We start from the raw sequence: 23,541 nt of genomic DNA on the forward strand, positions 1-23,541 counted from the left end.
CGGTCAGTCGTGTCTGTCGTGTGCACGAACGCAGCCCGGACGAGCAGAGCGAGGCGTGGGGAACGGCTCCAGCGCGTCCGCGAAAGGCACGCCATGACCGAGCAGAAGTCGTTCAAGCGCCTGGTTCGCGCCCGGATGGAGCGCACCGGCGAGTCCTACACCACCGCCCGCAGGCACGTGCTGAAAGACGCGCGGCCCACCGGGCAGATGCACGACTCCTGGCTGCTGCGGGAGGTGCTCGACGACGAGTGGTCCGAGGCGATGCTCGCTGGGCTCGCCGGGGGCATCGGGTTCATGTACTTCGTGTTCGAGTACAAGGGCCACACGCCGACCATGACGATCGTCGCGCGGCACCACCCCGCGCCGTTCATCCCGACTGCGCTGATGCACGCGAACATCGCGCACGACGTCACCAGCACCACCTCGGCACGCAAGGCCGAAAAGCAGCTCCGCGATGCCGACGGGCCGGTGATCTGCTTGCTGGGCAAGGAGAAGCATCCGGTCGGGGTGCTGGGAACGGACGGTGACACGGTCACCGTGCACAACCACGGGACGAACGTGCAGCCGCTCGCCGAGTTCATGACGAGCTGGGGTCAGGGCAAGCACGAGATGATCAGCATCGGTGAACGGACAGGCGAGCCGGACGTCGCCGCGGCCGTGCGGATGACGTGCGAGCACCTCACCGGGCCGGTGCTGGGCAACAACTTCGACGTGAACTTCGGCTTCTCCGGCATGAGTAAGCTCGCGGAGCAGTTGCGCGACAAGGGGAAGAAGGGCTGGGCCCGGCGCTGGGCCGACGACCCCGGGTTCGTGAAGCAACGGCTGCACGACGGCCTGGAGGTCGAGTACACCGCGCCCGGAGCCACGCGGCCGCTCTACGCCGAGTTCCTCACCGAAGCGGGGCTTCCCGGGGCGCAGGAGTTCAGGGCGTCGGGCGCGCTCTGGTCGGAGATCGCGAACGGCGGCGACTACGACGAACTGGCGGACAAAGTGGACGAGGCCCGTTCCATCGAGGAACGGGCCATCCGCCGGCTGATGCTCTGAGCCGTCAGGCCGACTGGGCCTGCCACATCCAGTGCGCCTGCTCCAGTTCCTGCGTGATGCCGATCAGCAGGTCCTGGGTGACGAGGTCGGGCTTGTCCGTCTCGTCGATGCGGGTGCGCATGCGGGAGATCAGCGACGCCAGTGAAGTCGTGATCGACTCGACGACCTGGTCCTCCTTCAGCCAGCCGGACGCGATCTCGGGTACGCCGGACGACGCGGCGATGGTCTTCGCCGTGCCGTTCGGCGTGACGCCGAGAGCGGCCGCTCGCTCGGCTACCTGGTCGGCGGCGTTGCGTGCCAGGACGACCAGTTCGTCGAGCTGAAGGTGGACGCTGCGGAAGTTCTTGCCGATCACGTTCCAGTGCGCCTGTTTCCCGATCAGGGACAGGTCGACGAGGTCTACGAGCGTCGCCTGCAGGATCTTGCCCACCGCGTCGCGGTCGGCGTCAGCCAGTGGGCTGGTGATCGGGTTCTTGGCCATGGTGAAACGCGCCTCCTCAGACGGTGACGGTGAGCGCCACCTCGATGTTGCCGCGCGTCGCGTTGGAGTACGGGCAGACCTGGTGGGCCTGCTCGACGAGCTTCTCCGCGACCGCCTGGTCGAGTCCGGGGATCTTCACCGCGAGCTCGACGGCGAGCTGGAAGCCGCCGGTGCCGTTGGAGCCGATCCCCACCTTGGCGGTTACCTCAGAAGAAGCGACCTGAATCTTCCCGGCGCGCGCGACGGCTGCGATGGCGGAGTTGAAGCAAGCCGAGTAACCGGCCGCGAACAGCTGCTCCGGGTTGGTCGCGTCGCCGCCGGGGCCGCCCATCTCCTTGGGGATCGACAGGACCTCGTCGATCACACCGTCGGACGAGCGAACCTCGCCGTTGCGGCCTTCGCCGTAAGCAGTCGCCTCAGCCGTGTACAGCGCTTCCATTCCGCTCTCCCTTGAGTCAGTGGGCTTTGAAGCCTTTCACTGAGGGAGAACGCATCGCGCACGACTCAAATGCCCCGTCGTGACTCAGTTCACGTCCAACTGAGACGTCTGACGCAGCGCGAACTCGGCGACCTGACGGCCGATCACCCGGAGGTTCCGGTCGACGTCGGCGTCCGAGCAGGCACCGTCGCCGTCGAACTTGACCTGCGCGGAGTTGATCGCGGAACCCAGCGGCGTCGGCCAGCCGCGCAGCGCGTGCACGATCGAGCGCACCGCCGCGAGCGTGTTCACCGCAGCCTGCCAGCCGTACGCGGCGGTGATGGTGCCGACCGCCCGGCCGTCGAGGTACGGGCGTTCGTCGTCGCGCAGGTCCTCGATGTAGTCGAGGGCGTTCTTGACCAGGCCGGACACGGTGCCGTGGTAGCCGGGCGACACGACGATCACGCCGTCGCACCTGCGCAGGTCCTCGACCATCCTCATGGCGACGTCCGTGCGGTCCGGCACCGACGGGTCGTAGAACGGAAGCACCAGGTCAGGGCCGCTGTACTGGATCGTCTGCGCACCAAGCTCGCGAGCGCCCTCCAGAGCCACCCGCAGCGCCCGCTCGGACTGCGAGTCGGACCTGATCGAGCCCCCGATGCCCACCACCGTCACCGTCATGACAACGATCCTTCCACCTCCAGATACCTGGAGATCCAGCACTACTCGCGAGTAACCTGCAACACATGTCGAACTTCCAGGCGGCCGTGATGGCCGGTGCTCTGCGCTTCGCGTTCGGTCTCCCCGGCCCTGTGCGCCGCCTCATCGCCGGCAGTCCGATCCGTCTGGACGGCCAGGACCTGCATCCCGAGGCGCAGTTGCTGCTCAGGCTCCAGCAACTGTCCGGGACGGAGTGGCGCACGAAGACAGCATCCGAGAGCCGACTGGATCTGGAGTTGAGTTCGAAGCTCGTGGCCGGCCCGAAGATCACCGGGGTGGGTGCGAGGGAGCTCACGATCGGGGAGTTCGCCGGGCGTCTCTACACGCCGGACGGTCTTGCCGAGGGCTCACCGTTGTTGATCTTCTATCACGGTGGCGGCTGGGTGACCGGAAGCCTCGACAGCCACGACAACCTGTGCCGGTTCCTCGCGAGGGAAGCGGGTGTCCGCCTGCTCGCGGCCGACTACCGGCTCGCCCCGGAGGCCCCGTTCCCGACCGCGGCCGACGACGCCGCCGAGGTGCTGCGCTACGCCATCGCCAAGGCCGAGGACCTGGGCATCGACCCGAAGCGGATCGCGCTCGGCGGTGACAGCGCGGGCGGCAACCTCGCCGCGGTGACCGCGCACGCCGCCGAGATCGACCTGGCGTTCCTGCTGCTCTTCTACCCCGGCGTGGACGCGTCGGTGCGCCGCCGGTCGCGCGAGATCTTCGGCAACGGGTTCTTCCTGACCGACGAGAAGATGGACTGGTTCCTCGACCAGTACACGGCCGGGGGCAAGGACCGTCACGACCCGCGCCTGTCGATCATGCTGGCCGAGGACCTGTCGGGCCTGCCCCCGACCTACATCGCGACCGCGGGCTACGACCCGTTGCGCGACGAGGGCGAGGCCTTCGCGGAACGGCTGGCCGCCGAGGGTGTGCCGGTGGTGCTGCGCAGGCACGAGGGCCTGTTCCACGGCTTCGCGAACGTGCTCGGCGTCGGCGGGATCTTCCGCGAGGCCGTGTCCGAGGCCGTGGGCGCGCTGCGGACCGGCCTCGCGCTGGCCAACTCCGCTCAGGACGTGGCCGAGACCGCCTGACGCTGCCGCGCCAACACCCAGCCGACGCCGGCCACCACCAGGCCGGCGAGCCCGGCGACGACGAAGCCGAGCGGGGGCCCGCTGTGGTCCACGGCGAGCCCCGCCAACGGCTGACCAGCGGCAACGCCGAACGTGAACGCGGAGCCCTGCAGTCCCAGCGCCAGCCCGCGCGCGGACGGCGGCGCGCTCTTGGCGATCAGTTCGGACGAGGCCGTGATGGTCGGCGCGCACGCCAGGTTCATCGGGATCAACGCGAGCGCCAGCAGCAACACGCTGCCGTCGCCGAGGCCGACCGGTATCTCCAGCAACGCCATGCACGCCAGCAGGAACACGCCGCCGGGCACTCGTTTGAGGCTGCCGTAGAAGAGCCCGCCGAGGGCCGACGCGGCGCACATCACGAAGAAGATCAGCCCGAGCCAGCTCTGCTGGCCCGTGCGCTCCAGTGAGGCGATCGCCGAGATCTCCATGCCGGACAACACCATCGTGGCGCCGAACGGGATGATCAACGCGGCGATCATCGGTCCGCGCAGCCACTCCCGCAACCGAGGAGGCGACCCCTCGACGACGTCGTCCTCGTGCAGCAGCACCGGGTTCACGACGAACAGCACCGCGCTCGCGGTCAGGATCGCCAGACCGATCACGACGAGCGCCGTGCCGGTGGAGAACTTCGTCGCGATCAGCACGCCCGCCGCGGGCCCGACCATGAACGACAGCTCGACCGAGATCGAGTCCAGCGAGAACGCGGGCCTGCGCTGGGGTTCGGGCACGATCGCGGTGAGCGCCTGCCGTCCGATCGACATCACCGGTACCGCCACGAGCCCGTTGGCGAACGCCAGCACGAGCAGGACGTAGTAGTCCATCAGCGGCGCCGTCAGCCAGAACGCGCCTTCGAGCAGGCTGAGCATCAGCACGAACCGAAGGCCTCTGCTGTCGACCAGCTTGCCCATCAACGGCGACCCGAGACCGAGGCCGATCATGGTCGCGAAACCCACCGTGCCGGCCGCCGCGTAGCCCTTGTCGAGCGTGGTGACGACGTGCAGCGTCACCGTGACGCCCGCCGCCGTCGGGGGAATCCTGGCGAACAGCATCAGCAGCATCAGGGGACGAACCCCCGGCAGCGCCAGGACCGACTTGAACGGGGCGAGGTTCACGAGGACATCGTCACCCCGGTGGCAACCGGTTTGCTCTGCCGGGCAAGCAGCCAGGCGACGCCCGCGACCAGCAGCCCGGCCACGCCGACGATCGCGAACCCCGCCGGAGCACCACCCCGGTCGACCGCGACGCCGGCGAGCGGCTGGCCGATCGCGTTGCCCACGGTGAACGCCGACCCCTGCAAGCCCAGCGCCAGCCCACGTGCGGTGGGCGGCGCGAGCTTGCTGATGTGCTCACCTGACGCCGCGATCAACGGAGCGCACATGAGGTTCATCGGCACGAGGAGCAGGCACAGCAGCAGCACGTTGCCGTCGCCCAGGCCCACCGGAATCTCCAGAGCGGCCATGAGCACCAGCAACACGAGCACACTGGGCACCCTCTTCACGCCGCCGTAGACCAACCCGCCCACGATCGACGCCGCGCACATCGCGAAGAACACCACGCCGAGCCAGCTCTGCTGGCCGATGTGCTCCATCGACGCGATCGCCGAGACCTCCATGCCCCCGAGGCACACGGTCGCACCGACACACACGGCGAGCACGCCGACGATCCGTCCGCGCATCCACTCGAAGATCCTCGGCTGCGGCCCGTCGACGATCTCGTCCTCGTGCACCATCGGCGGGTTCGCCCAGTACAGGAGCGCGCCGGCGACCAGGATCGAGACGCCGATGAACAGCAGTGCGGCGTTCGTGGAGAACTTCGTCGCGACGACCACCCCGAGCGCGGGCCCGCCCATGAACGACAGCTCGACCGAGATCGAGTCCACCGACAACGCGACCCGGCGCCGGCTCTCCGGCACGAGCGCGGTGATGACCTGCCGTCCGATCGACATCATCGGCACGCCGAGCAGCCCGACGCAGAACGACGTCACCAGCAACGTCCAGTAGCCCATCAGCGGCGCCGTCAGCCAGAACGCCGCCGAGGCCGTGACGCTCAGCGCGAGCATCGACCGCAGGCCGCGCGCGTCGATCAGCCTGCCCATCAGCGGAGCGCCCAGCCCCATGCCGATCGTGCCCGCCGCCCCGACCAGGCCCGCCGCGCCGTAGCCCCTGTCCAGCGTGACCGCGACGTGCAGCGTCAGGATCACGCCGGTCGCCGCCGGAGGCATCCTCGCGAAGAACATCAGCAGTGCGAACGGACGGACTCTGGGCAGCATCAGCACGTGCTTGAAGGGGGCGAGGTCCACACAGCCATCCTCACGTGGATGGCAAAAGGTTTTCTTTGCTAACGATGTGAGTCCGCGTACAGCTCTTCCAGGGCTCGGTACGCCTTCACCACGAACGGCCGTGCGTTCGCGTACCTCTCGATGGCGTCCTCGTCCGGTGTGATCGTCTGCGTCGGCTGCACGAGGTCGACGGTCAGCGACTCGATCTCGCCCAGCGCCCGCCACGCCAGCAGCGCCGCGCCGACGGCCGAACCGCCGCTGTCCTCGGTGAGGTGCAATGGCATGCCGAGCGTGTTCGCCAGCGTCTGGGCCCAGATCGGAGCGCGGAACGCACCGCCGGTGATCCGCAACGAGTCGACCTGCGGCACGGCGTCGAGCACGAGCGCCAACTGCTGACACACACCCTCGACCAGTGCCTTGGTGATCTGCGCAGGCGTGTGTTCGCGCCGGAGGCCGAGCAACGCGGCGTGCGCGGTCGGGTCCCACCACGGCGCTCGCTCGCCCAGCAGGTACGGCAGCGCGACGAGCCCGTCCGAGTCGACGTCGGCTGCCTGGGAGAGCAGCTCACCGACCGGGACGTTGAACGTCTCCGCGGCCCACTGGGCGACCACGCCGCCGTTGCTGATCGCTCCACCACGAACCCAAAGGCCCTCGCCGATGGCGTAACTGAAGGTGCGGCCTTCCTCGTCGACACCGGGTCCCTGCTGCGCCACGCGGAGCGCGCCCGACGTGCCGAGCGAGACCGCACCGGCTCCCGGAGTCGCCGCGCCGACGCCGAGGTTGCCCAACGGCCCGTCGCCACCGCCGACGATCACGGGAATGCCGGGCCGCAGTCCTGGGATCTCGGCGGTCAACGGCGTCGAGTGGGTCGGCTCGACCAACGGCGGCAGCTGATCCGCGGTGACGCCCGCGAACTCCAGCGACGGCTCGTGCCACTGCAGGGTGTGGATGTTCATCAGGCCCGTGCCGGAGCCGGACGAGTGCTCGTTGATCAGCTCACCGGTCAGGTGCAGGTGCACGAAGTCCTTGATCTCGCACCACTTCGCGGCGCGGACGCCGTTCTCGTGGAACCAGGCGAGCTTCATCAGCGGCGTGAACGAGTGGATCGGCGCGCCGGTCGCCTGGTGCAGCGCACGACCCTCCTCCGTGCCGCGCAACCGTTCGGTCTGCTCGACCGCGCGGTTGTCGGCCCAGCTCAGGGCGTCCGTGACCGGCGTCAGGCCGGCGTCCAGGCCCATGATCGAGTGCATCGCACCGGTCAACGCGATCGCACGAACGTCCTCAGAAGCCAGCTCACGCAGTGCGTCGAGCGCGGCGTCGAGCACCTGCTTCGGGTCGTGCGTGGCTTCGAGACCGCTGGTGCGCATGGGATAGGCGCGTTCGGTCGAGGCGACGACGCGAGCCTGCGCGTCGACCGCGACGACCTTGGTAGCCGTGGTGCCGAGGTCCACCGCGAGAACGATCATGCTGCGGCTCGCACGGCCGTGAAGACACCGAAGCTCGGGGACTTCCGCGACGGGCCCCAGAACTCCTCGCCGCGTTCGTCGTCCGGCGTGACCGCGGGCTGCCGCGTCACCTCGGCCAGGCCCGCTCGGGTCAGCGCGCCGTCCGCGTAGCCGATCATCTCGCCGGCCGAGCCGACGCCGACGACCTTCGCGGCACCGAGGTCGTGGAAGTGCCTGACGTAGAACCCGGTGCCGCGGGCCACATCCAGCACCGACTTCCCGCGCAGGTCACCGAAAGCGGTGAGCAACGTCGAGCGCTCGGCCAGTCCGGTCGGGATGTGCTTGGCGCGCTCGTAGATCGCACCCAGCGCATCGTACTGCTCGTCGCTCTCCGCCATACGACTCACCCTAGGACGGCGGATACCGGACGAACCACTCCTGTCCCACCGGCGCGGCGGGGCTCGTCTCCAGTTCCCAGTCCGCCACCATCCGGTCGACGACCTCCCGGAACTGCACGCGCTCGACCCAGTCCGGGCGGATCTTCTCGACGCCGTGCAACGCGCCGGCGAGGTTGCCGCACATCGACGCCGTCGAGTCGTTGTCGCCGCCGTGGTTGACCGAGAGCAGCAACGCGTCGTTCGGATCGTCGGTGACCAGCACCGAGTACAACGCGATTGCGAGCGCCGTGTCGCCGACGCCGCCACGGCCCAGTTCCTCGACCCGCGCCACGCTCGGTGAGCCGAGATCCGCCAGTTCGAGGGCGTGCTCGATGCCCGCGACTACCTCCTCGTGGCCTTCGCGCCGGACGAGTGAGTCGACGGCGACTTCCAGCGCGTCCGTCACGTCCTTGCCGCGCAACAGTTGGTGCACCAGAACGGCGAACACACCCGCCGACAGGTAACCGCTCGGGTGGCCGTGCGTCAGCGCCGCGTTGGCCGCCGCCAGCGCGAACACGACGGCCGGATCGTCGTCGGCGAGCGCGACCGGCGCGACCCGCATGACGCCGCCGCAGCCCTTGGAGTTGTTGACCGGCTTGGTGATCGTGGCCTGCTCGCCGGTGCGGGCGTACTCCTGCAACGCGCTCGTGCACGTGAGTCCGGGCGCCCGCATCCGGAAGAGCTCCTGGTGCGAGATGAGCCAGCCGTCCGGCTCATCCACAGTGGAATGAACGCCACGGGCCTTGTCCCACGGCGTTTTCTGCGTGTGCAGCCAACGCTGGTACGCGTTCTGGGTGATGCCGGTGATCTCGCGCTCGCCGGTGATCCGCTGCCGCACGTGCGACCTGATCATCGCCTCGAACGTGAACAGCGTCATCTGCGTGTCGTCGGTGATGTCCGGCTTCTCGGGCAGATCGGTGATGCCGTCCGGCCCGTGGCGTTCGTAGACGACCTCCATCGGCAGGTTCTCGGTGTTCGCACCGAGCGCGTCACCGATCGCGCCCCCGATCAGGCACCCGCGCAACCGCGAGCTGTCCCTGTGCGGCACCACGAAGAACCTGCGGCCCTCGCCGTCGACCCAGCGGCTCGCCTCCCTCGTGGCGGTCGGCCGTTCCGCGCACCCGCAGATCCGCATGTGCTGTGCGGCGGCGTCGGCCAGCTCCACGAAGTCGAACTCGGCCTCGAACGGCAGGCCCGGGTTGAAGTGCAGCTTCGGCTTGCTCGCGACGAGCCTGCTCAGGACCGTGTGCAACGGCAGGCGGATCCACTGCTCGACGCCCGCGGGCAGCCGTGACTCGTCCGTGTAGACCTCGAGGACCTCGCGGTCGCTCATCAGGACTTCGCCGGGAATGAGCAGCTCACCGTGCGCGGCGTGGTGCCCGAAGCCGTTCACGTCGTCTTCGTGCTCGTGCAGGAGCTGCTCCATCGGAGCCAACGCCCTCACCACGACCTCCGGTACAGCTCTTCGGCGACGAGCCGGACGTCGTGCTCGGGCCCGCCCTCCAGCGCACCCGCGATGGCCTGCGCCACCCCGCGGCCCTCACCACGAACGGCCTGCGCCAACGCGCCGGCGGCGGTGAAGGGATCGGCGTCCGGCGGGTCGAGCTTCGACGACGTGAAGAGGTGCGAGGCCAGCATGATCACGGCGTCGGCGGCCGCGGAGTCCGGGCCGTGGGTGAGCGCCACCAGCTCGCGGATCCGGTCCGCGTCGAGCCGTTGCGCGGCGGCGGGCAGCGCCCAGATCAACGCGCCGGGCCCCTGCGACCTGATCGTGCCGCGATAACTGTTCTTGACCAGGTCCCGGGCGCTCTGCCGGGACACCAGGTCGGGCTGGACGGCGGGCTCCGCCGCCCACTGCGCCAGCGCGGCGGCCGGGTCCTCCGCCGAACACGCGGCCAGCTGGCCGACGAGTCCTGTTCGGACACCCGCGCCGAAAGCGAAACCCTGATAGGCGGCCACGACCTCTGCGAGGCGGGGCGGCCTGATCCACTCGATCTCCCCCATCGCCGTCAGACCCTACCGGGCCCGACGGCGACAGGAGCGATGATCAAAGGCGCTTCGCGAGCTCTTCCGCGACCTCGTAGGTGTTCAGTGCCGCACCCTTGCGCAGGTTGTCACCGCACACGAAGAAGTCCAGCGTGTTCGGGAAGTCCAGCGCCTGACGCACGCGGCCCACGTACGTCGGGTCCTCGCCCACGGTGTCCGCGGGCGTCGGGAACTTCTGCGCGGCCGGGTCGTCGACCAGCACGATCGTCGGCTGCGACTCGAAGATCTTGTGCGCGGCCTCGACCGTGATCTCGCGGGCGAACGTCGCGTGGACGGACAGCGAGTGGGTCGTGACGACCGGGACGCGGACGCAGGTCGCGGAGACCTTCAGGTCCGGGATGCCGAGGATCTTGCGGGCCTCGTTGCGGACCTTCAGCTCCTCGGACGACCAGCCGCCGTCCTTGAGCGAACCGGCCCACGGCACCACGTTCAGCACCAGCGGAGCCGGGAACGGCGAGTCCTCAGCGGACAGACCGGCGGCGGACAGCGCCTGCGCCACGTCGCCCGCCGAGACACCGGCCTCCTTGCCCGCCAGCGCCGAGATCTCGGCGTACAGGCGGTCGATGCCGGACTGGCCGGCACCGGAAGCGGCCTGGTAGGAGGCCACGACGAGTTCCTTGAGCTCGAACTCGCGGTGCAGGGCACCCAGCGACGCCATCATCGACAGCGTCGTGCAGTTCGGGTTCGCGATGATGCCGCGCGGACGGTCGTTGATCTTGTCCGCGTTCACCTCGGGCACGACCAGCGGCACGTCGGCGTCCATCCGGAACGCGCCGGAGTTGTCGATCGCGACGGCACCGCGCTCGGCGGCGATCGGGGCCCACTCGGCGGAGACCTCGTCCGGCACGTCGAACATCGCGATGTCGACGCCGTCGAACGCCTCGGGCGAGAGCGCGATGACCGTGACGTCCTGGCCACGCACGTTGATCTTCTTGCCCGCCGAGCGCGGGGACGCGATCAGCCTGATCTCGCCCCACGGCACGGACGAACGGGTGTTGATGATGTCGATCATCACGGTGCCGACGGCACCGGTCGCGCCAACCAGCGCGAGAACGGGCGCACTCATCGTCCAGTCCCTGCGTAAACGACGGCCTCTTCGTCGGTGCCCAGGTCGAACGCGTCGTGCAGGGCACGGACGGCGTCGTCGAGCTGGGTGTCGCGGCAGATGACCGAGATGCGGATCTCCGAGGTGGAGATGATGTCGATGTTGACGCCGGCCGTGGCCAGCGCCTCGCAGAACGTCGCCGTGACGCCGGGGTGCGAGCGCATGCCCGCGCCGATCAGCGACACCTTGCCGACGTGCTCGTCGTAGAGGACCTGGTCGAACCCGATCTCGCCGCGGGACTTCTCCAGTGCCGCCACGGCGCGCGGGCCGTCGACCTTGGCCAGCGTGAACGTGATGTCGGTGCGGCCGGACGCGGCCTGCGACACGTTCTGCACGACCATGTCGATGTCGAGCTCCGCCTGCGCCACGACGCGGAAGATCTTGGCCGCGATGCCGGGGTGGTCGGGAACTGCCGTCACGGTGATTTTGGCCTCGGACCGGTCGTGCGCGACGCCGGTGATCATCGCCTGTTCCACGGGAAGGTCCTCCACTGAACCGGACACGATGGTTCCGGTCTTGTTGCTGAACGAAGAGCGGACGTGCACGGGGACGTTGTAGCGCCGGGCGTACTCCACGCAGCGGAGCATCAGCACCTTGGCGCCACAGGCGGCCATCTCGAGCATTTCCTCGTACGTGATCGTGTCGAGTTTCTTCGCGTTCGGCACGATGCGCGGGTCGGCGGTGTAGACGCCGTCCACGTCGGTGTAGATCTCGCACACGTCGGCCTTGGTCGCGGCCGCGAGCGCCACCGCTGTGGTGTCGCTGCCGCCACGGCCGAGCGTCGTGATCTCCTTCGAGTCCTGGGAGACGCCCTGGAAGCCCGCGACGATCGCGATGGCCCCCTCGGACGTCGCGTCCTGGATCCGGCTCGGCGTCACGTCGATGATCCGCGCTTTGCCGTGCACCGAAGTCGTGATCACGCCGGCCTGCGAGCCCGTGTAGGAGCGCGCCTCGGCACCGAGCGAGTTGATCGCCATCGCGAGCAGTGACATCGAGATGCGCTCACCCGAGGTGAGAAGCATGTCGAGCTCACGCGCGGGCGGCACCGGCGAGACCTGGCGGGCGAGATCGAGCAGTTCATCAGTCGTGTCACCCATGGCGGACACGACGACAACGACGTCGTTCCCCGCCTTCTTGGTCGCGACGATGCGCTCGGCCACGCGTTTGATCCGCTCGGCGCTTCCAACCGATGAACCGCCGTACTTCTGGACGACGAGCGCCACCGACCTGACCTCCTTCGCGCGACTAAAACCCCACGTCGAAGGCAGCCTACCCGGACCACCTGGTGAGACTCTGGAGCCGTGATGCGCGTGACTACTCTGTCCGGGTGTCGTCGAGTGCCGATGTCGTGGAGGCCCCAGCAGCCGTGCAGGAGAGCAGTGCGCGCTCACGGACGGCCGAAGCGCTCAGACATCCGGCCGTGCTCTGGACGGCTCCCGCGCTCATCTACCTGATCATTCGCCAGGTCGGTCTGTTCGTGCTGCAACTGGTCGTCGAGTACCAGAACAAGCTCACCGGCAAGGCCGACACCTCCGTCGACAACCTGAAGTCGTGGGACGGCGACTGGTTCCTCGGCATCGCGTCAGGCGGCTACAACGGCGTCCCGTCACCCCCGTACGACGCGTTCGGCCACCGCACCGCCGAGACCCCGCTCGCGTTCTTCCCCGGCTACCCGGCGTTGATCAGGTGGGTCGACGGCCTGCCGGGCGTGGACGTGGTCGGCGCGGCCTTCGCGGTCAGCCTGATCAGCGGCGTCTTCTGCGCCTACGGCCTGTTCGTCCTCGGCCGCGTGGTCCGCGACGGCTCGAACCGCACGGGCCTGATCTTCGTGACGCTCTTCGCCGCGTCCCCGATGTCCGTCGTGCTCTCGATGACCTACTCCGAGGCGACGTTCTGCGCGTTCGCCGTCTGGGCCCTCGTGGGCGTGGTCAAGAAGCGCTGGATCCTCGCCGGCGTCTGCTGCGCGGCGGCAGGCCTGGTCCGCCCGACCGCGGCGGCGCTGATCGCGGCGGTCGGCCTGGCCGCATTGGTCGCGGTGATCGCCGACCGGAAGGACTGGCGGGCCTGGGTCGGCGGTCTGGTCGCTCCCCTCGGCCTGCTCGGCTATCTCGGCTGGGTGGCCGTCCGCACCGGCGACCTCATGGGCTGGTTCGGCGTGCAGCAACGCGGCTGGGGCTCGAAGTTCGACGGCGGCGCGGCCACCTGGGACTTCGCCTGGGGGCACCTCGGCAACCCGCGCTCGATCCTCGAGACCGGCACGGTCTGGCTGCTGGCGTTGGCGATCGTCCTGGTCTTCTACGCCTTCCAGCGCCGCCTGGAGTGGCCGCTGATCGTCTACGGCCTGGGTGTCCTGGCCATGGACCTCGGCTCGAACGGCCTGATGAACTCGAAGGCCCGTCTCCTGCTCCCCGCCTTCACCCTGCTGCTCCCCCTGGCCCTGGTCCTCGCGCGCCGCCGTCCGTCCACGGTCCTCACCGTCCTGGGCATGGCGACGCTGTTCAGCGCCTGGTTCGGCGCCTACTCCCTGGCCGTTTGGCAGTATGCGATCTGATGAACGAGCTGATCTCGAAGCGCTGGAGCCCTCGCGCCTTCTCCGCCGACGCAACGGTTTCCGACTCTGAACTCCGCACCGTGCTGGAGGCGGGCCGCTGGGCGCCGTCGCACGGCAACAGCCAACCGGCCCGCTTCGTGGCGGGCCGACGGGGCACGCCGACGTTCGACGCGATCGTCGAGACCCTGACGCGCGGCAACAAGACCTGGGCGCCCCGCGCCTCGGTCCTGCTGATCGGCTGCGTGATCACCGCCGACGACCGCGGCGACATCCCGAACATCGAGTTCGGACTGGGCCTGGCCATGGAGAACATGGCGCTTCAGGCCGTCGACCTGGGCCTGATCGCGCACATGATGGGCGGCTTCGACAAGGCAGCCGCGCACGCCGCCTTCGGCATGCCCGGCGACGTCCGTCCGCTGGTCGCCATGGCACTCGGACGGCAGGGCGACCTGTCCGCCCTGCCGGAGGACCTTCAGGCCCGCGAACAGCGGGAACGCCGACGCCTGCCGCTGTCCGAAACGGTCTTCACCGGCACCTGGGGCCAGTCAGAGTTCAGTTGAGAAGTACTTGGTCGCGACGTCGTTGTGCAGCGGAAACGCCAACGGCACGCACTCGAAGATGATCGCCCGCTCGGAAGCCTCGTCGTTGGGCACGAACGGCGGCATGTCCTCGGCGTTGATCGCGGGCGCGGTGGCGAACATCAGCACCGTCCCCCCGTCCGGCGTGGACACGAAGTGCAACGGCCGCAGGTCGTCCGGCGGAATGCGCACGCCCGCTTCTTCCTCGAGCTCACGCACAGCACTCTGCTGCCAGGACTCACCGCGATCCATGAACCCGCTGACGAACGCCAGCTCCCCGACCGGAGGAATCGCCCGCCGCACGGTGAGCAGCCCGGTCCGCGGCCCGTCCTTCACCGGGACGAGCAACACCACGACCGGCGATGGGTTCGCCCACACCATGTGCCCACAACTGGCGCACCTACGCGGGTACGCGGCCGTGTCGGCGTACTGAGAGCCACAGCTGTTGCAGAAGTCGTCGCGCGCCATGCTTCGAACCTAGTTCAGGCGCCTCACGAGTTTAATGACGATCGCTCGAACGGCCAGCCAGAACAGGGCGGCCAGCCCGAAGTTGACGATCACTCGCAACTTGGCGTCCGCGGGCGAGAAGAGGTCCCTGAACGCGAGCGCCAACGGCTCCGCCAGGGACTTGACCGTGCTGGTGATGGGGTTGTCCGGGTTGGCCCCGCCGACGGTGAGCACGACGTGAACGACGAGCACGACCGCCAGCGCGAGGCCGACCCAACTGACAACTCCGGCGGCGATACCGACCACACGCGTCCGCATACCGCCGGAATCTACTACTCAGTAGCGTGACACCGCACGCGCGAGCAATCCGGTCACGACCAGCCAGAACACGGCGGCAAGACCGTAGTTGAGGAAGACGTCGAGGTTGTAGTTGCCAGTGTTGAAGAGCCCAGGGAAGAACAGGGCGAGAGGCTCGGCCAAGGACTGGATGAACTTGAAGAACGCGTTCGTGGGGTTCGCGCCCAACACGATCATCAGGATGTACAGCACTTCGATGAAGGCGAAGAGCGCGCCGATGCCGCTGATCACGCGGGAAGCCGTGCCGCGGCCACTGGTGGTACGTAATCTGGACATACATGAACTTTTCCCGGGTACGCGCGCGTCAAAACTTGCTAACTGACCTTCTTCAGCAATCGTGACCTGCCCGTATCAACCGCTCCCAGCCCACCGCGATGCCGAAGGCGAGCCGTCCTTACCGAGCGGTCCGGGTGGGGTGGCTTCGTCACGAGTCGTGCCACAGCTCTTGCTGCATCAGGGAAGGGGTGTCAAACGGACACGCTCTTCGTCCGTTTGACACCCCTTCCCTGATGTGGCCCGCTCTTGGCTCGACTCGTGACGAAGCCACCCCACCAACGCGCCCCACTACGCAACGCAACTCCGCCCAACGCACCAGGCGTGCCATCAACCCACGCACGGCGTAGACCCCGGCTTTGGATCAGATTGGCGGGGTCTGGGGCGGAGCCCCAGGAATCAGCCGCCACAGACGCACGCAAGGCGACCACCTACGGACGACGCAACAGGCAGCCGCCAACGCAACAGGGGGACGCCCCACCCAACCCACGCGCCCACCCAACCCACGCGCCCACCCAACCGACACGCCCACCCCAACCAACACGCCCGGCTATCCCACGATCCGGTCCCTGAGTTCCATCCCACCCCGATCTGTGGCTACTCTGTCCGACGTGTGGCGTTCCCTCCTGCTTCGCTGCCGTGACGGGGTCTGATCAGACCGGCCCCCCGTCGCGGGCCTCAGCGTTGCCGCCGGTCGTTCCCGTAAACGACCCGCAGGAGCACAGAGATCATGACCTCGAACGAGGCCTTCACCACCACCGCGTACGAGTCGGCTGACGCCTACACCTCGGGCACCAGCCGAATCCGCAAGCCCTCCCGCCCGGCCCCGGACACGCAGCAGTCCTGGAACCGCCAACTGGGCAGCAGCATGCCTTTCCACCGCTACCGCCCGTTCAACGAGCTGGTGGAGGTCATCGACGTCCCCGACCGCACCTGGCCGGCGAAGAAGATCGAGACGGCTCCGCTGTGGTGCGCGGTGGACCTGCGGGACGGCAACCAGGCCCTGATCGACCCGATGTCCCCCGCCCGCAAGCGCAAGATGTTCGACCTGCTGGTCCGCATGGGCTTCAAGGAGATCGAGGTCGGCTTCCCGGCGGCGTCCCAGACGGACTTCGACTTCGTCAGGGAGATCATCGAGGACGGCGCGGTTCCGGACGACGTGACGATCCAGGTCCTGACCCAGTGCCGCGAGGAGCTGATCGCCCGCACCTTCGAGTCGCTCAGGGGCGCGAACAAGGCGATCGTCCACTTCTACAACTCGACGTCGATCCTGCAGCGCCGGGTGGTCTTCCGCTCGGACCGCGACGGCATCAAGAAGATCGCGACCGAGGCCGCGAAGTTCGCCAAGCAGCAGGAGCAGGACTACCCGGAGACCGACTTCCGCTACGAGTACAGCCCTGAGTCCTACACGGGCACCGAGCTGTCCTACGCCCTGGAAGTCTGCAACGCCGTCCAGGCGGTCATCCAGCCCACGCCCGAGAAGCCGCTGATCATCAACCTGCCGGCCACCGTCGAGATGGCCACGCCGAACGTCTACGCCGACTCGATCGAGTGGATGTCGCGGAACCTCGACAACCGCGAGTCGATCATCCTGAGCCTGCACCCGCACAACGACCGCGGCACGGGTGTCGCTGCCGCCGAGCTGGGTTACCTGGCCGGGGCGGACCGCATCGAGGGCTGTCTGTTCGGCAACGGTGAGCGCACCGGCAACGTCTGCCTGGTCACGCTGGCCATGAACATGTTCAGCCAGGGCATCGACCCGCAGATCGACTTCTCCGACATCGACGAGGTCCGGCGCACCGTCGAGTACTGCAACCAGCTGCCCGTCCCCGAGCGCCACCCGTACGGCGGCGACCTGGTCTTCACCGCGTTCTCCGGTTCCCACCAGGACGCGATCAAGAAGGGCTTCGAGGCCCTGGAGGCCGATGCCAAGGAGGCCGGTCAGCACGTCGACGACTTCCTGTGGGAGGTCCCGTACCTGCCGATCGACCCGAAGGACGTCGGCCGCAACTACGAGGCCGTCATCCGGGTCAACTCGCAGTCCGGCAAGGGCGGCGTGGCGTACCTGATGAAGCAGGAGCACCACCTCGACCTGCCGCGGCGCCTGCAGATCGAGTTCTCGAAGGTGATCCAGGAGGTCACCGACACGCAGGGCGGCGAGATCAACCCGAAGGAGATGTGGGACGCCTTCGCCGACGAGTACCTGCACGGCCGGGCGCCGCTGTACCTGCTCAAGCACAGGGCGTCGTCGGACGGCAGCGGCCGCGAGGAGATCACCGCGACGCTGCTGATCGACGGCGACGAGCAGGAGATCACCGGGTCGGGCAACGGTCCGATCGCGGCCTTCGTCGACGGGCTCGCCTCGGTGGGCTACGACGTGCGGGTGCTGGACTACGCCGAGCACGCGCTGTCCGCCGGTGACGACGCCCGCGCCGCCGCCTACGTCGAGTGCGCGGTGGGCGACCGCGTCCTGTGGGGCGTCGGCATCGACAGCTCGACGGTCGCCGCGTCGTTCCGCGCGATCGTGTCGGCGATCAACCGAGCACAGCGTTAGATCATTCTGGGATAACCAGCGACGGGGAGGACGCGTGCGGCACCAGTTGCCGCGGCGCGCCCTCCCCGTTCGCCTGCACGGCCCAGATGCCCTCACCCGGCAGGCCGTAGGCGATGGTGTCGTTGTCGAGCCACACGACCTGGTCGTCGATCCCGCGGGTCTCGGCCAGCGGTGTCTCCACCATCGTGGTCAGGTCCAGCACGTGCTGGCGCCACGGCCGCGCGCCGTCGCCGGACACGCGCTTCTTGAACGCCACGCGCCTGCCGTCCGGCGAGAGCGACGGGCATTCGGCGTTCTCCCGCACCGTCTTCGCTGAGATGTCGACCGCGTCGCCGTTGATCAGATAGGTCTTGCCCCCGGTGGACAGCGTCGCGTAGAAGGAGCGATCGTCGCCGGTGAACGTCACGCCCCAGAAGTTCATGTCCTCCGCCCGCTTCATGCCGGCGATCCGCGTGCCCTCCATGTTGCTCTGGTACAGCAGCGTCTCCCGGTCGTAGATGCCCGTGCGGGTGGAGAAAGCACCGGTCTGCGCGTACGAGTCGCCGGTGACGAAGGTCGTCCAGGACGCCATGCGCCCGTCCGGCGACAGCTTCGCGCGGTTCGGCACGCCTGCGACGTCGATGCGGTGCGTCTCCGTCAGCGACTGGTCGACGAAGATCGCGACGGACCCCGGGAACGGGCCGGAGCGGTCCGCGAGACACAGCCCCTGCCGTGCCGCGGTGTAGAACCGCTTGCAGGACAACGAACTGACCCGGCGCGGACCGGCCGGGTCGGTCAGCGGCACCGACGCCACCCTGCCGCTCACCTCGTCCACGAACATCAGCCGCCCGGCCGAGAGTTCGACCGGGCCCTGTTCCACGGCAACGGAAACCTCCTCCGGAGCGCGCAGGGCGTAGGCGGTGGCGCCCGCGCCCAGCGCGATCACGGCGGCGATGACGATCAGGATCCTCACCAAGCGAACCACGTCCAAAGAGCACCGAAGAGAACGGACGAGGTGGCGCGGGCGAGCACCTGTCCGGTCTGCAGCAGGGCCAGACCGGACGTGCGCAGCTCGTCGGGGATCATCGGCCCGGCAACGGCCATCAGCACGCCGTCGGTACAGGCGTAGAACAGCCCGTGCAGCACCAGAACACCGATGAGCAGGGAAATCCCGCCGACACCGGCGAGCAGCACGTACGCGCCGAGCAGCGCGAGGTGACCGACCAGGAAGATCTTCCACCGGCCCAGGCGGTCGGCGAGCGACCCCAGCGGCACGGCGGCGAGCAGGTACACGCCGGCCGTGCCGAGGGGCAGCAACGCGATGTAAGCGACGTCGACGTCGAGTTTCTTCTGCAGCAACAGGTAGATGAACCCGTCGCCCAGCGTCAGGAACCCGAGTCCACAGGCGACCAGGCAGACCCGCCGGAACGGCCTGGATCGCAGCAAACCGAACGCGCTCTTCAGCGACACCGCGACGCGTGGCAGCACGTCCCGGTGATCACGAACGAACAGCACCAGAACCAGAAGACCCACCGCGGCGAAGCAGAAGCTCACCACGAACACGACGTCGTAGCGCGCCGGGAGCGTCCACAAGAGACAGAACGCCACCAGTGGACCGAGGAACGCGCCCACGGTGTCCATGGCGCGATGGACACCGAAGGCCCGTCCGAGCGCCGAGGGCTCGCTGCTCAACGTGATCAGCGCGTCCCTCGGCGCGGTGCGCAAGCCCTTGCCGGTCCGGTCCCCGGCCAGCACGAGCCCCATCGCGGTGGCCGAGGTCCCGGCGGCGAGCAGGCCGAGCTTGCCCAGCGCCGAGATCCCGTACCCGAGTCCGGCCACGAACTTGCGCCGTTGCCAGCGGTCCGCCGCGTGACCGCCCACAACGCGAACCAGTGCCGTCACACCGGTGTAGATGCCGTCGAGCACACCGAACTGCAGTGGGGAGAACCCCAGCCCCAGCACCAGGTACAGCGGCAGGATGGCGGTGACCATCTCGGACGAGACGTCCGTGAGCAGGGACACCGCGCCCAACGCGAGTACGTTCCCCGCGATCCTGCCGGTCCCACCCGCCGCCGGAGCTTGTCTAGCTGTTGCGATGTACACGACGGCCTCCGATCAACAGCCGAACACGGCTAACGACAGTTGTAAGGACCGGCCTTGTCGCGCACCGTTCCGGCCGTGTCGATGACCTCCCACGAGTAGGAGCGGCCGGAGATGGTGAGCTTCATGACGCCGTGACTGTCCGAGAAGTACTTCTCGACACCCGTACGCGGAGTGCGCTCGTTGTAGAGGTAGTCACCGCCGATGCCGACGACCGCCGACCGCACGCCGTTGGTCTGGTCGACCACACCGCTCTTGTTCAACGGGGCCAGCCGCTCGTAGTGGTGGTTGTGGCCACCGAGCATCAGGTCCGCCTTGACGTCCGCGAACGCGTTCCAGTACGGCGCGATCTTCGCGTTGTCGCCGTACTTGCCGGAGGTGAACCGCGGGTGGTGCATGTAGCCGACGACGCAGGCCTTGGTGTTGGCGGCCAGGTCTGCCTTGAGCCAGTTCAGCTGCGTCGAGTCCGAGCCGTCGTTGTCCATCGGGTCGGAGTCGACCGAGACGAAGTGGAACTCGCCTGCTTCCCAGCTGTAGTACGGCTTGCCGGCGGGATAGGCCTGGGCCCCGAAGTACGCCTTGTACCCGTTGAGGTTGTCGTACCACTCGTGGTTGCCGGGCGAGGGGTGGGTGATGCTCTTGTACTTGCCCCACGACTTGTCGTAGTGGTTGCGGAACTCCGTCAGCGTTCCGTTGTCGTACTGGTTGTCGCCGACCGTCAGGATGTGGTTCGGCTTGATCTGGTCGATCAGCCTCGCGGTCTCGTAGTGCTCGGAGTTCGTCAGCGACGCGATGTCGCCGGCGACGACGATCGTGATGTTGTCGCCCGGCCCGGCCGGCAGGGTCGTCGCCTGCACCGCGTTGCTCACCGCGGAGAGGTTGCCCGCCGCGTCACGGGCTCGGACGGTGTAGGTGAACGCCGTCCCGGACGCGAGGCCCGTGTCGGTGAACGTGGTGCCGGTCGGCGTGCCGACCACGCTGCCGTTGCGCAGGACCTCGTAGCCGGTCACGCCGACGTTGTCGGTCGCGGCCGTCCACTGCAGCCCCACCGTGCTCGACGTGGTGCCCGTGCTCGCGAGCCCGGACGGCGCGGTCGGAGCGGTGACGTCGCCGTTGGCGATGCTGCCCCAGACCTCGAGGTCCCACAGCGAGTAGCCGTAGGACGTGCCGCGCTTGGTGCCGTAGATCCGCACGTAGCGGCCACTCGTCGAGACGGCGATGTCGTCGATGCCACCGTTCTGACCGGTGAGGGTCTTCTTGGTGCTCCACGACGAGCCGTCGCTCGACGTCTGGATCTTGTACTCGGAGGCGTACGCGACCTCCCAGTTGAGCTTGACCCTCGAGATGGTGGCGGCGCCACCGAGGTCGACGGCGATCCACTGGGGATCGACGCCCTCGAGGCTCGCCCACCGGGTGGCCGAGTTCCCGTCGACGGCGTTGGCGCCGCCGAACGTCTGGGCCTCCACGGACGAGACGGTGGTGGGTTTGTTGGCGGAAAGCAGGGAATCAGCCGCGTTAGCCGTGCCTGAGGCTGCGATCTGGGGGACCACGAGCGCGAACAGGGCTATGGCGACACCAGCTCTGGTGTGCTTTTTGATCACTTCGTTCCTCCTGGGCAAAGGCGGCGGCTCGAAGGATTGGTAAACAAGCTTTCCAATTGAGTTCGGACGTTAACGGCGGTCGAACCAGCAGGTCAACGGCAGAACTGCCGGATGAACGCATGACAGATCGGAGGTCTACCGGAGGAACCGAGCGGTCATCGTCAGTCACGACGTGACTGGTTGAAGCGCCACAGAACGGCGTGGGCGACCGCCGCCACGCATATGCCCTGGATCACACCCAGCAGAAGGCGCCGAACCCAGTCGTAGAGGCTGACCTGACTGACAGGATCGGACAACGACCAGATGGCACCCATGGCCGCCACAGCTCCGATGAGGACCCAGATCCTGTACCGGGAATTCCCGGTACGTGACGGCCAGTCATGCCCTTTCGAACAGCCGGCGAGACCGTTCGGACCAGACGTGCGTAGGCCACGGGTAGCCATCCAGGCCAGCACGGCCATGCCGCCGAACGACGACATGTACCCGATCACGTTGTAGAGCCGATGAGGTCCGACGACGGAGACGTCCAACCAGGCCCACCGCTGCACGAACCACCCGTCGGTCTGCGTGAAGGCGTCCCAGAGCAGGTGCGTGAGCACTCCCACCACAATGGACAGCGCGCGCACGAACGGCTGACGGAGGTCTCCCGGACGCGACACCCGTTCCCGCACGAAGGCCGGCGCCAACGCCATCAGTGAGGGCAGCATCAGGCGTCCGGCCAGCAGCAACGCCACCGCGGCAAGGGATCCGCCGAGCACACCGTGGGTCGGCACGATCGGCAGGTAGTAGCCCAGGTCGGGTGCGACGGCGCCCGCCACCAGTCCCGGAAACCAGAGGTGCCGGCGCAACGGAAGCACCGCGGCCGGGTGCGCGAGCGTGAACGGCACGGATTCAGCCTAGATCGGGGCTCGATACCTGTGGGCACGCTGAAGAAACACCCAGGTCGGGATTGTTCACCTGGGTCACGTACGTTCACCGATCATGAGCACCGCAGCCAGCCTCGTAGTGCTGTTCCTGGTCGCCGTCGTGCCGCTGGCACCGACGGAGGCCGTGCTCATCGGCGCCGGTGTGCTGGCCGCGTCCGGTGAGGTGCCGTTGTACCTGGTGGTTCTCGTCGCTGCGGCCGGATGCCTGGTCAGCGACTTGATCAACTTTAGCGCAGGGCGGCGGATGGGGATGCGGGCCCTCGACAAGGTCAACAAGAACGCCAAGGCGCGGTCCATGGTCGTGTGGACGGCCGACCAGCTCGCGACCAAGGGCGAGACGATCCTCATCGCGGCGCGGTTCCTGCCGGCGGGCGGCATCGTCGGGGCGCTGCTCACCGGCGCGCTGAGGTGGCCGTTGCGCCGGTTCGTGCCGGTCGCGGCGCTCGGGTCGGCGCTGTGGAGCCTCTACCCCGCCACCGTCGGGTACATCGGCGGTCAGCTCGTCGACGAGGCGTGGCTCGCGATGCTGTTGTCGTTCGGTGTGGCCACGCTCATCTCCATCCCGGTCGGCATGGCGATCCGTGCGCGCAACGCCAACCGCACTCTCTCGTACGCCGAGGCGTCGTCGTAGAGCACCGCGAACCGGTCGGCCGCCGCCAGCAGGGCGTCCACCTCGAACGCCATCTGGGCGTCGCCGCACAGCCTTTCCAGCAGTGAGACCCAGCGCAGGTTGAAGAGCATCAACGCGTCACGCACGCGGCCGGGGCGGGCGGCGAACTCCGAGCGGGTCACGACGAAGAAGCAGCCTCCGGGGAACACGCGGCGCTTCGAGTAGTCGAGCCAGCGGTCGGCGAGGTCCAGCAGCGAACCGCCCGGCATCACGACCTCGTGCGCGAAGATCTCCGCCGCCGTGTGCACTGTGCAGATCTGCAGCTCTTCCTTGGCGCCGAAGTGCGAGAACACCCCGCTCTTGCTCATGCCGAGCTCGACCGCGAGCCGCCCGATCGTGACGCCCTCAAGGCCGTCGACCGACGCGATCTCCGCCGCGCGAAGAAGGATCGAGCTCCGACTGTCCATCCACCG

The 23,541-nt window shown here is 68.3% G+C and carries 23 protein-coding genes and 2 pseudogenes; 6 read left to right on the forward strand and 19 right to left on the reverse strand.

Annotated elements, in window-relative coordinates:
* Nucleotides 1-93: 93 nt before the first annotated feature.
* Entirely contained in the window at nt 94-1,044 is a 951-nt protein-coding gene (locus BM417_RS16895; RefSeq protein WP_093594460.1) for a hypothetical protein, read from the forward strand.
* Nucleotides 1,045-1,048: 4 nt separating this feature from the next.
* Here the strand turns inward: BM417_RS16895 and BM417_RS16900 are convergent, their stop codons facing one another.
* From BM417_RS16900 to BM417_RS16910, 3 genes are all read right to left on the reverse strand, one after another.
* Nucleotides 1,049-1,525 (reverse strand): Dps family protein, encoded by a 477-nt coding sequence (locus BM417_RS16900; RefSeq protein ID WP_093594463.1) that lies wholly within the window; start codon nt 1,523-1,525, stop codon nt 1,049-1,051.
* 16 nt (nt 1,526-1,541) lie between these two features.
* Nucleotides 1,542-1,964 (reverse strand): organic hydroperoxide resistance protein, encoded by a 423-nt coding sequence (locus tag BM417_RS16905; protein WP_030477612.1) that lies wholly within the window; start codon nt 1,962-1,964, stop codon nt 1,542-1,544.
* 84 nt (nt 1,965-2,048) lie between these two features.
* A complete protein-coding gene (locus tag BM417_RS16910) occupies nt 2,049-2,624 on the reverse strand; it encodes an NADPH-dependent FMN reductase (RefSeq protein WP_093594466.1) in 576 nt (191 codons plus the stop codon).
* A gap of 65 nt (nt 2,625-2,689) precedes the next feature.
* On the opposite strand from BM417_RS16910, the gene BM417_RS16915 reads away from it, so the two are divergent.
* A complete protein-coding gene (locus BM417_RS16915; protein WP_093594469.1) occupies nt 2,690-3,742 on the forward strand; it encodes an alpha/beta hydrolase in 1,053 nt (350 codons plus the stop codon).
* On the opposite strand, the gene BM417_RS16920 is transcribed toward BM417_RS16915, so the two are convergent.
* From BM417_RS16920 to BM417_RS16955, 8 genes are read right to left on the reverse strand one after another with little or no spacing between them, the layout of a single operon-like run.
* A complete protein-coding gene (locus BM417_RS16920; RefSeq protein ID WP_093594472.1) occupies nt 3,718-4,893 on the reverse strand; it encodes an MFS transporter in 1,176 nt (391 codons plus the stop codon). The genes BM417_RS16915 and BM417_RS16920 overlap by 25 nt on opposite strands.
* A complete protein-coding gene (locus BM417_RS16925; protein ID WP_093594475.1) occupies nt 4,890-6,080 on the reverse strand; it encodes an MFS transporter in 1,191 nt (396 codons plus the stop codon). The genes BM417_RS16920 and BM417_RS16925 overlap by 4 nt, the downstream gene beginning before the upstream one ends.
* A 38-nt stretch (nt 6,081-6,118) precedes the next feature.
* A complete protein-coding gene (locus tag BM417_RS16930; RefSeq protein WP_093594478.1) occupies nt 6,119-7,525 on the reverse strand; it encodes a gluconokinase in 1,407 nt (468 codons plus the stop codon).
* Nucleotides 7,522-7,902, reverse strand: a complete 381-nt coding sequence (locus BM417_RS16935) for a class I SAM-dependent methyltransferase (RefSeq protein WP_093594481.1) — start codon at nt 7,900-7,902, stop codon at nt 7,522-7,524. Before BM417_RS16935 ends, BM417_RS16930 begins: the two co-directional genes overlap by 4 nt.
* A 10-nt stretch (nt 7,903-7,912) precedes the next feature.
* The gene (locus tag BM417_RS16940; RefSeq protein WP_143138678.1) at nt 7,913-9,385 is read right to left on the reverse strand and encodes an ADP-ribosylglycohydrolase family protein; all 1,473 of its coding nucleotides are present in this window, start codon (nt 9,383-9,385) and stop codon (nt 7,913-7,915) included.
* On the reverse strand, nt 9,382-9,945 hold the full coding sequence (locus BM417_RS16945; protein ID WP_093594487.1) for a hypothetical protein: 564 nt from the start codon (nt 9,943-9,945) through the stop codon (nt 9,382-9,384). Before BM417_RS16945 ends, BM417_RS16940 begins: the two co-directional genes overlap by 4 nt.
* A gap of 43 nt (nt 9,946-9,988) precedes the next feature.
* Entirely contained in the window at nt 9,989-11,053 is a 1,065-nt protein-coding gene (locus tag BM417_RS16950) for an aspartate-semialdehyde dehydrogenase (protein ID WP_093594490.1), read from the reverse strand.
* The gene (locus BM417_RS16955; RefSeq protein WP_093594493.1) at nt 11,050-12,315 is read right to left on the reverse strand and encodes an aspartate kinase; all 1,266 of its coding nucleotides are present in this window, start codon (nt 12,313-12,315) and stop codon (nt 11,050-11,052) included. The genes BM417_RS16950 and BM417_RS16955 overlap by 4 nt, the downstream gene beginning before the upstream one ends.
* A gap of 104 nt (nt 12,316-12,419) precedes the next feature.
* Here BM417_RS16955 and BM417_RS16960 point away from each other — a divergent pair, with 104 nt between their 5' ends.
* Together BM417_RS16960 and BM417_RS16965 are read left to right on the forward strand one after the other, a co-directional pair.
* Entirely contained in the window at nt 12,420-13,643 is a 1,224-nt protein-coding gene (locus tag BM417_RS16960; RefSeq protein ID WP_245821961.1) for a hypothetical protein, read from the forward strand.
* Entirely contained in the window at nt 13,643-14,203 is a 561-nt protein-coding gene (locus BM417_RS16965) for a nitroreductase family protein (protein ID WP_093594496.1), read from the forward strand. The genes BM417_RS16960 and BM417_RS16965 overlap by 1 nt, the downstream gene beginning before the upstream one ends.
* Here the strand turns inward: BM417_RS16965 and BM417_RS16970 are convergent.
* Genes BM417_RS16970 through BM417_RS16980 form a run of 3 tightly spaced genes read right to left on the reverse strand, consistent with a single transcriptional unit; the run spans nt 14,189 to nt 15,301 of the window.
* A complete protein-coding gene (locus BM417_RS16970) occupies nt 14,189-14,689 on the reverse strand; it encodes an NUDIX domain-containing protein (RefSeq protein ID WP_093594499.1) in 501 nt (166 codons plus the stop codon). The two genes, BM417_RS16965 and BM417_RS16970, sit on opposite strands and share 15 nt — an antisense overlap.
* A gap of 9 nt (nt 14,690-14,698) precedes the next feature.
* A complete protein-coding gene (locus BM417_RS16975) occupies nt 14,699-14,986 on the reverse strand; it encodes a YggT family protein (RefSeq protein WP_093594502.1) in 288 nt (95 codons plus the stop codon).
* Between the two features lie 18 nt (nt 14,987-15,004).
* On the reverse strand, nt 15,005-15,301 hold the full coding sequence (locus BM417_RS16980; RefSeq protein WP_093594505.1) for a hypothetical protein: 297 nt from the start codon (nt 15,299-15,301) through the stop codon (nt 15,005-15,007).
* A 727-nt stretch (nt 15,302-16,028) separates the two neighbouring features.
* Here BM417_RS16980 and leuA point away from each other — a divergent pair.
* A complete protein-coding gene (leuA, locus tag BM417_RS16985) occupies nt 16,029-17,852 on the forward strand; it encodes a 2-isopropylmalate synthase (protein ID WP_093594508.1) in 1,824 nt (607 codons plus the stop codon).
* 1 nt (nt 17,853) lies between these two features.
* Here leuA and BM417_RS47800 read toward each other — a convergent pair whose 3' ends face one another.
* From BM417_RS47800 to BM417_RS17000, 4 genes and pseudogenes are all read right to left on the reverse strand, one after another.
* Nucleotides 17,854-18,741: a TolB family protein gene (locus tag BM417_RS47800; RefSeq protein WP_407656157.1), complete on the reverse strand. Its 888-nt coding sequence runs from the start codon at nt 18,739-18,741 to the stop codon at nt 17,854-17,856.
* Nucleotides 18,730-19,934 (reverse strand): annotated as a pseudogene (locus tag BM417_RS47805) (MFS transporter); the annotation flags it as partial. The pseudogene BM417_RS47805 and the gene BM417_RS47800, both read right to left, overlap by 12 nt.
* A 29-nt stretch (nt 19,935-19,963) precedes the next feature.
* Nucleotides 19,964-21,532, reverse strand: a complete 1,569-nt coding sequence (locus BM417_RS16995; RefSeq protein ID WP_322788968.1) for a discoidin domain-containing protein — start codon at nt 21,530-21,532, stop codon at nt 19,964-19,966.
* Nucleotides 21,533-21,693: 161 nt separating this feature from the next.
* The gene (locus BM417_RS17000) at nt 21,694-22,419 is read right to left on the reverse strand and encodes a DUF4184 family protein (RefSeq protein WP_093594511.1); all 726 of its coding nucleotides are present in this window, start codon (nt 22,417-22,419) and stop codon (nt 21,694-21,696) included.
* 94 nt (nt 22,420-22,513) lie between these two features.
* On the opposite strand from BM417_RS17000, the pseudogene BM417_RS17005 reads away from it, so the two are divergent.
* A pseudogene (locus tag BM417_RS17005) lies at nt 22,514-22,933 on the forward strand (DedA family protein); the annotation flags it as partial.
* A 20-nt stretch (nt 22,934-22,953) separates the two neighbouring features.
* On the opposite strand, the gene BM417_RS17010 reads toward BM417_RS17005, so the two are convergent.
* The gene (locus BM417_RS17010) at nt 22,954-23,535 is read right to left on the reverse strand and encodes a TetR/AcrR family transcriptional regulator (protein ID WP_093594514.1); all 582 of its coding nucleotides are present in this window, start codon (nt 23,533-23,535) and stop codon (nt 22,954-22,956) included.
* Nucleotides 23,536-23,541 lie beyond the last annotated feature (6 nt).

It is taken from the genome of Lentzea waywayandensis (assembly GCF_900115955.1).
Classification (GTDB): Bacteria; Actinomycetota; Actinomycetes; order Mycobacteriales; family Pseudonocardiaceae; genus Lentzea; species Lentzea waywayandensis.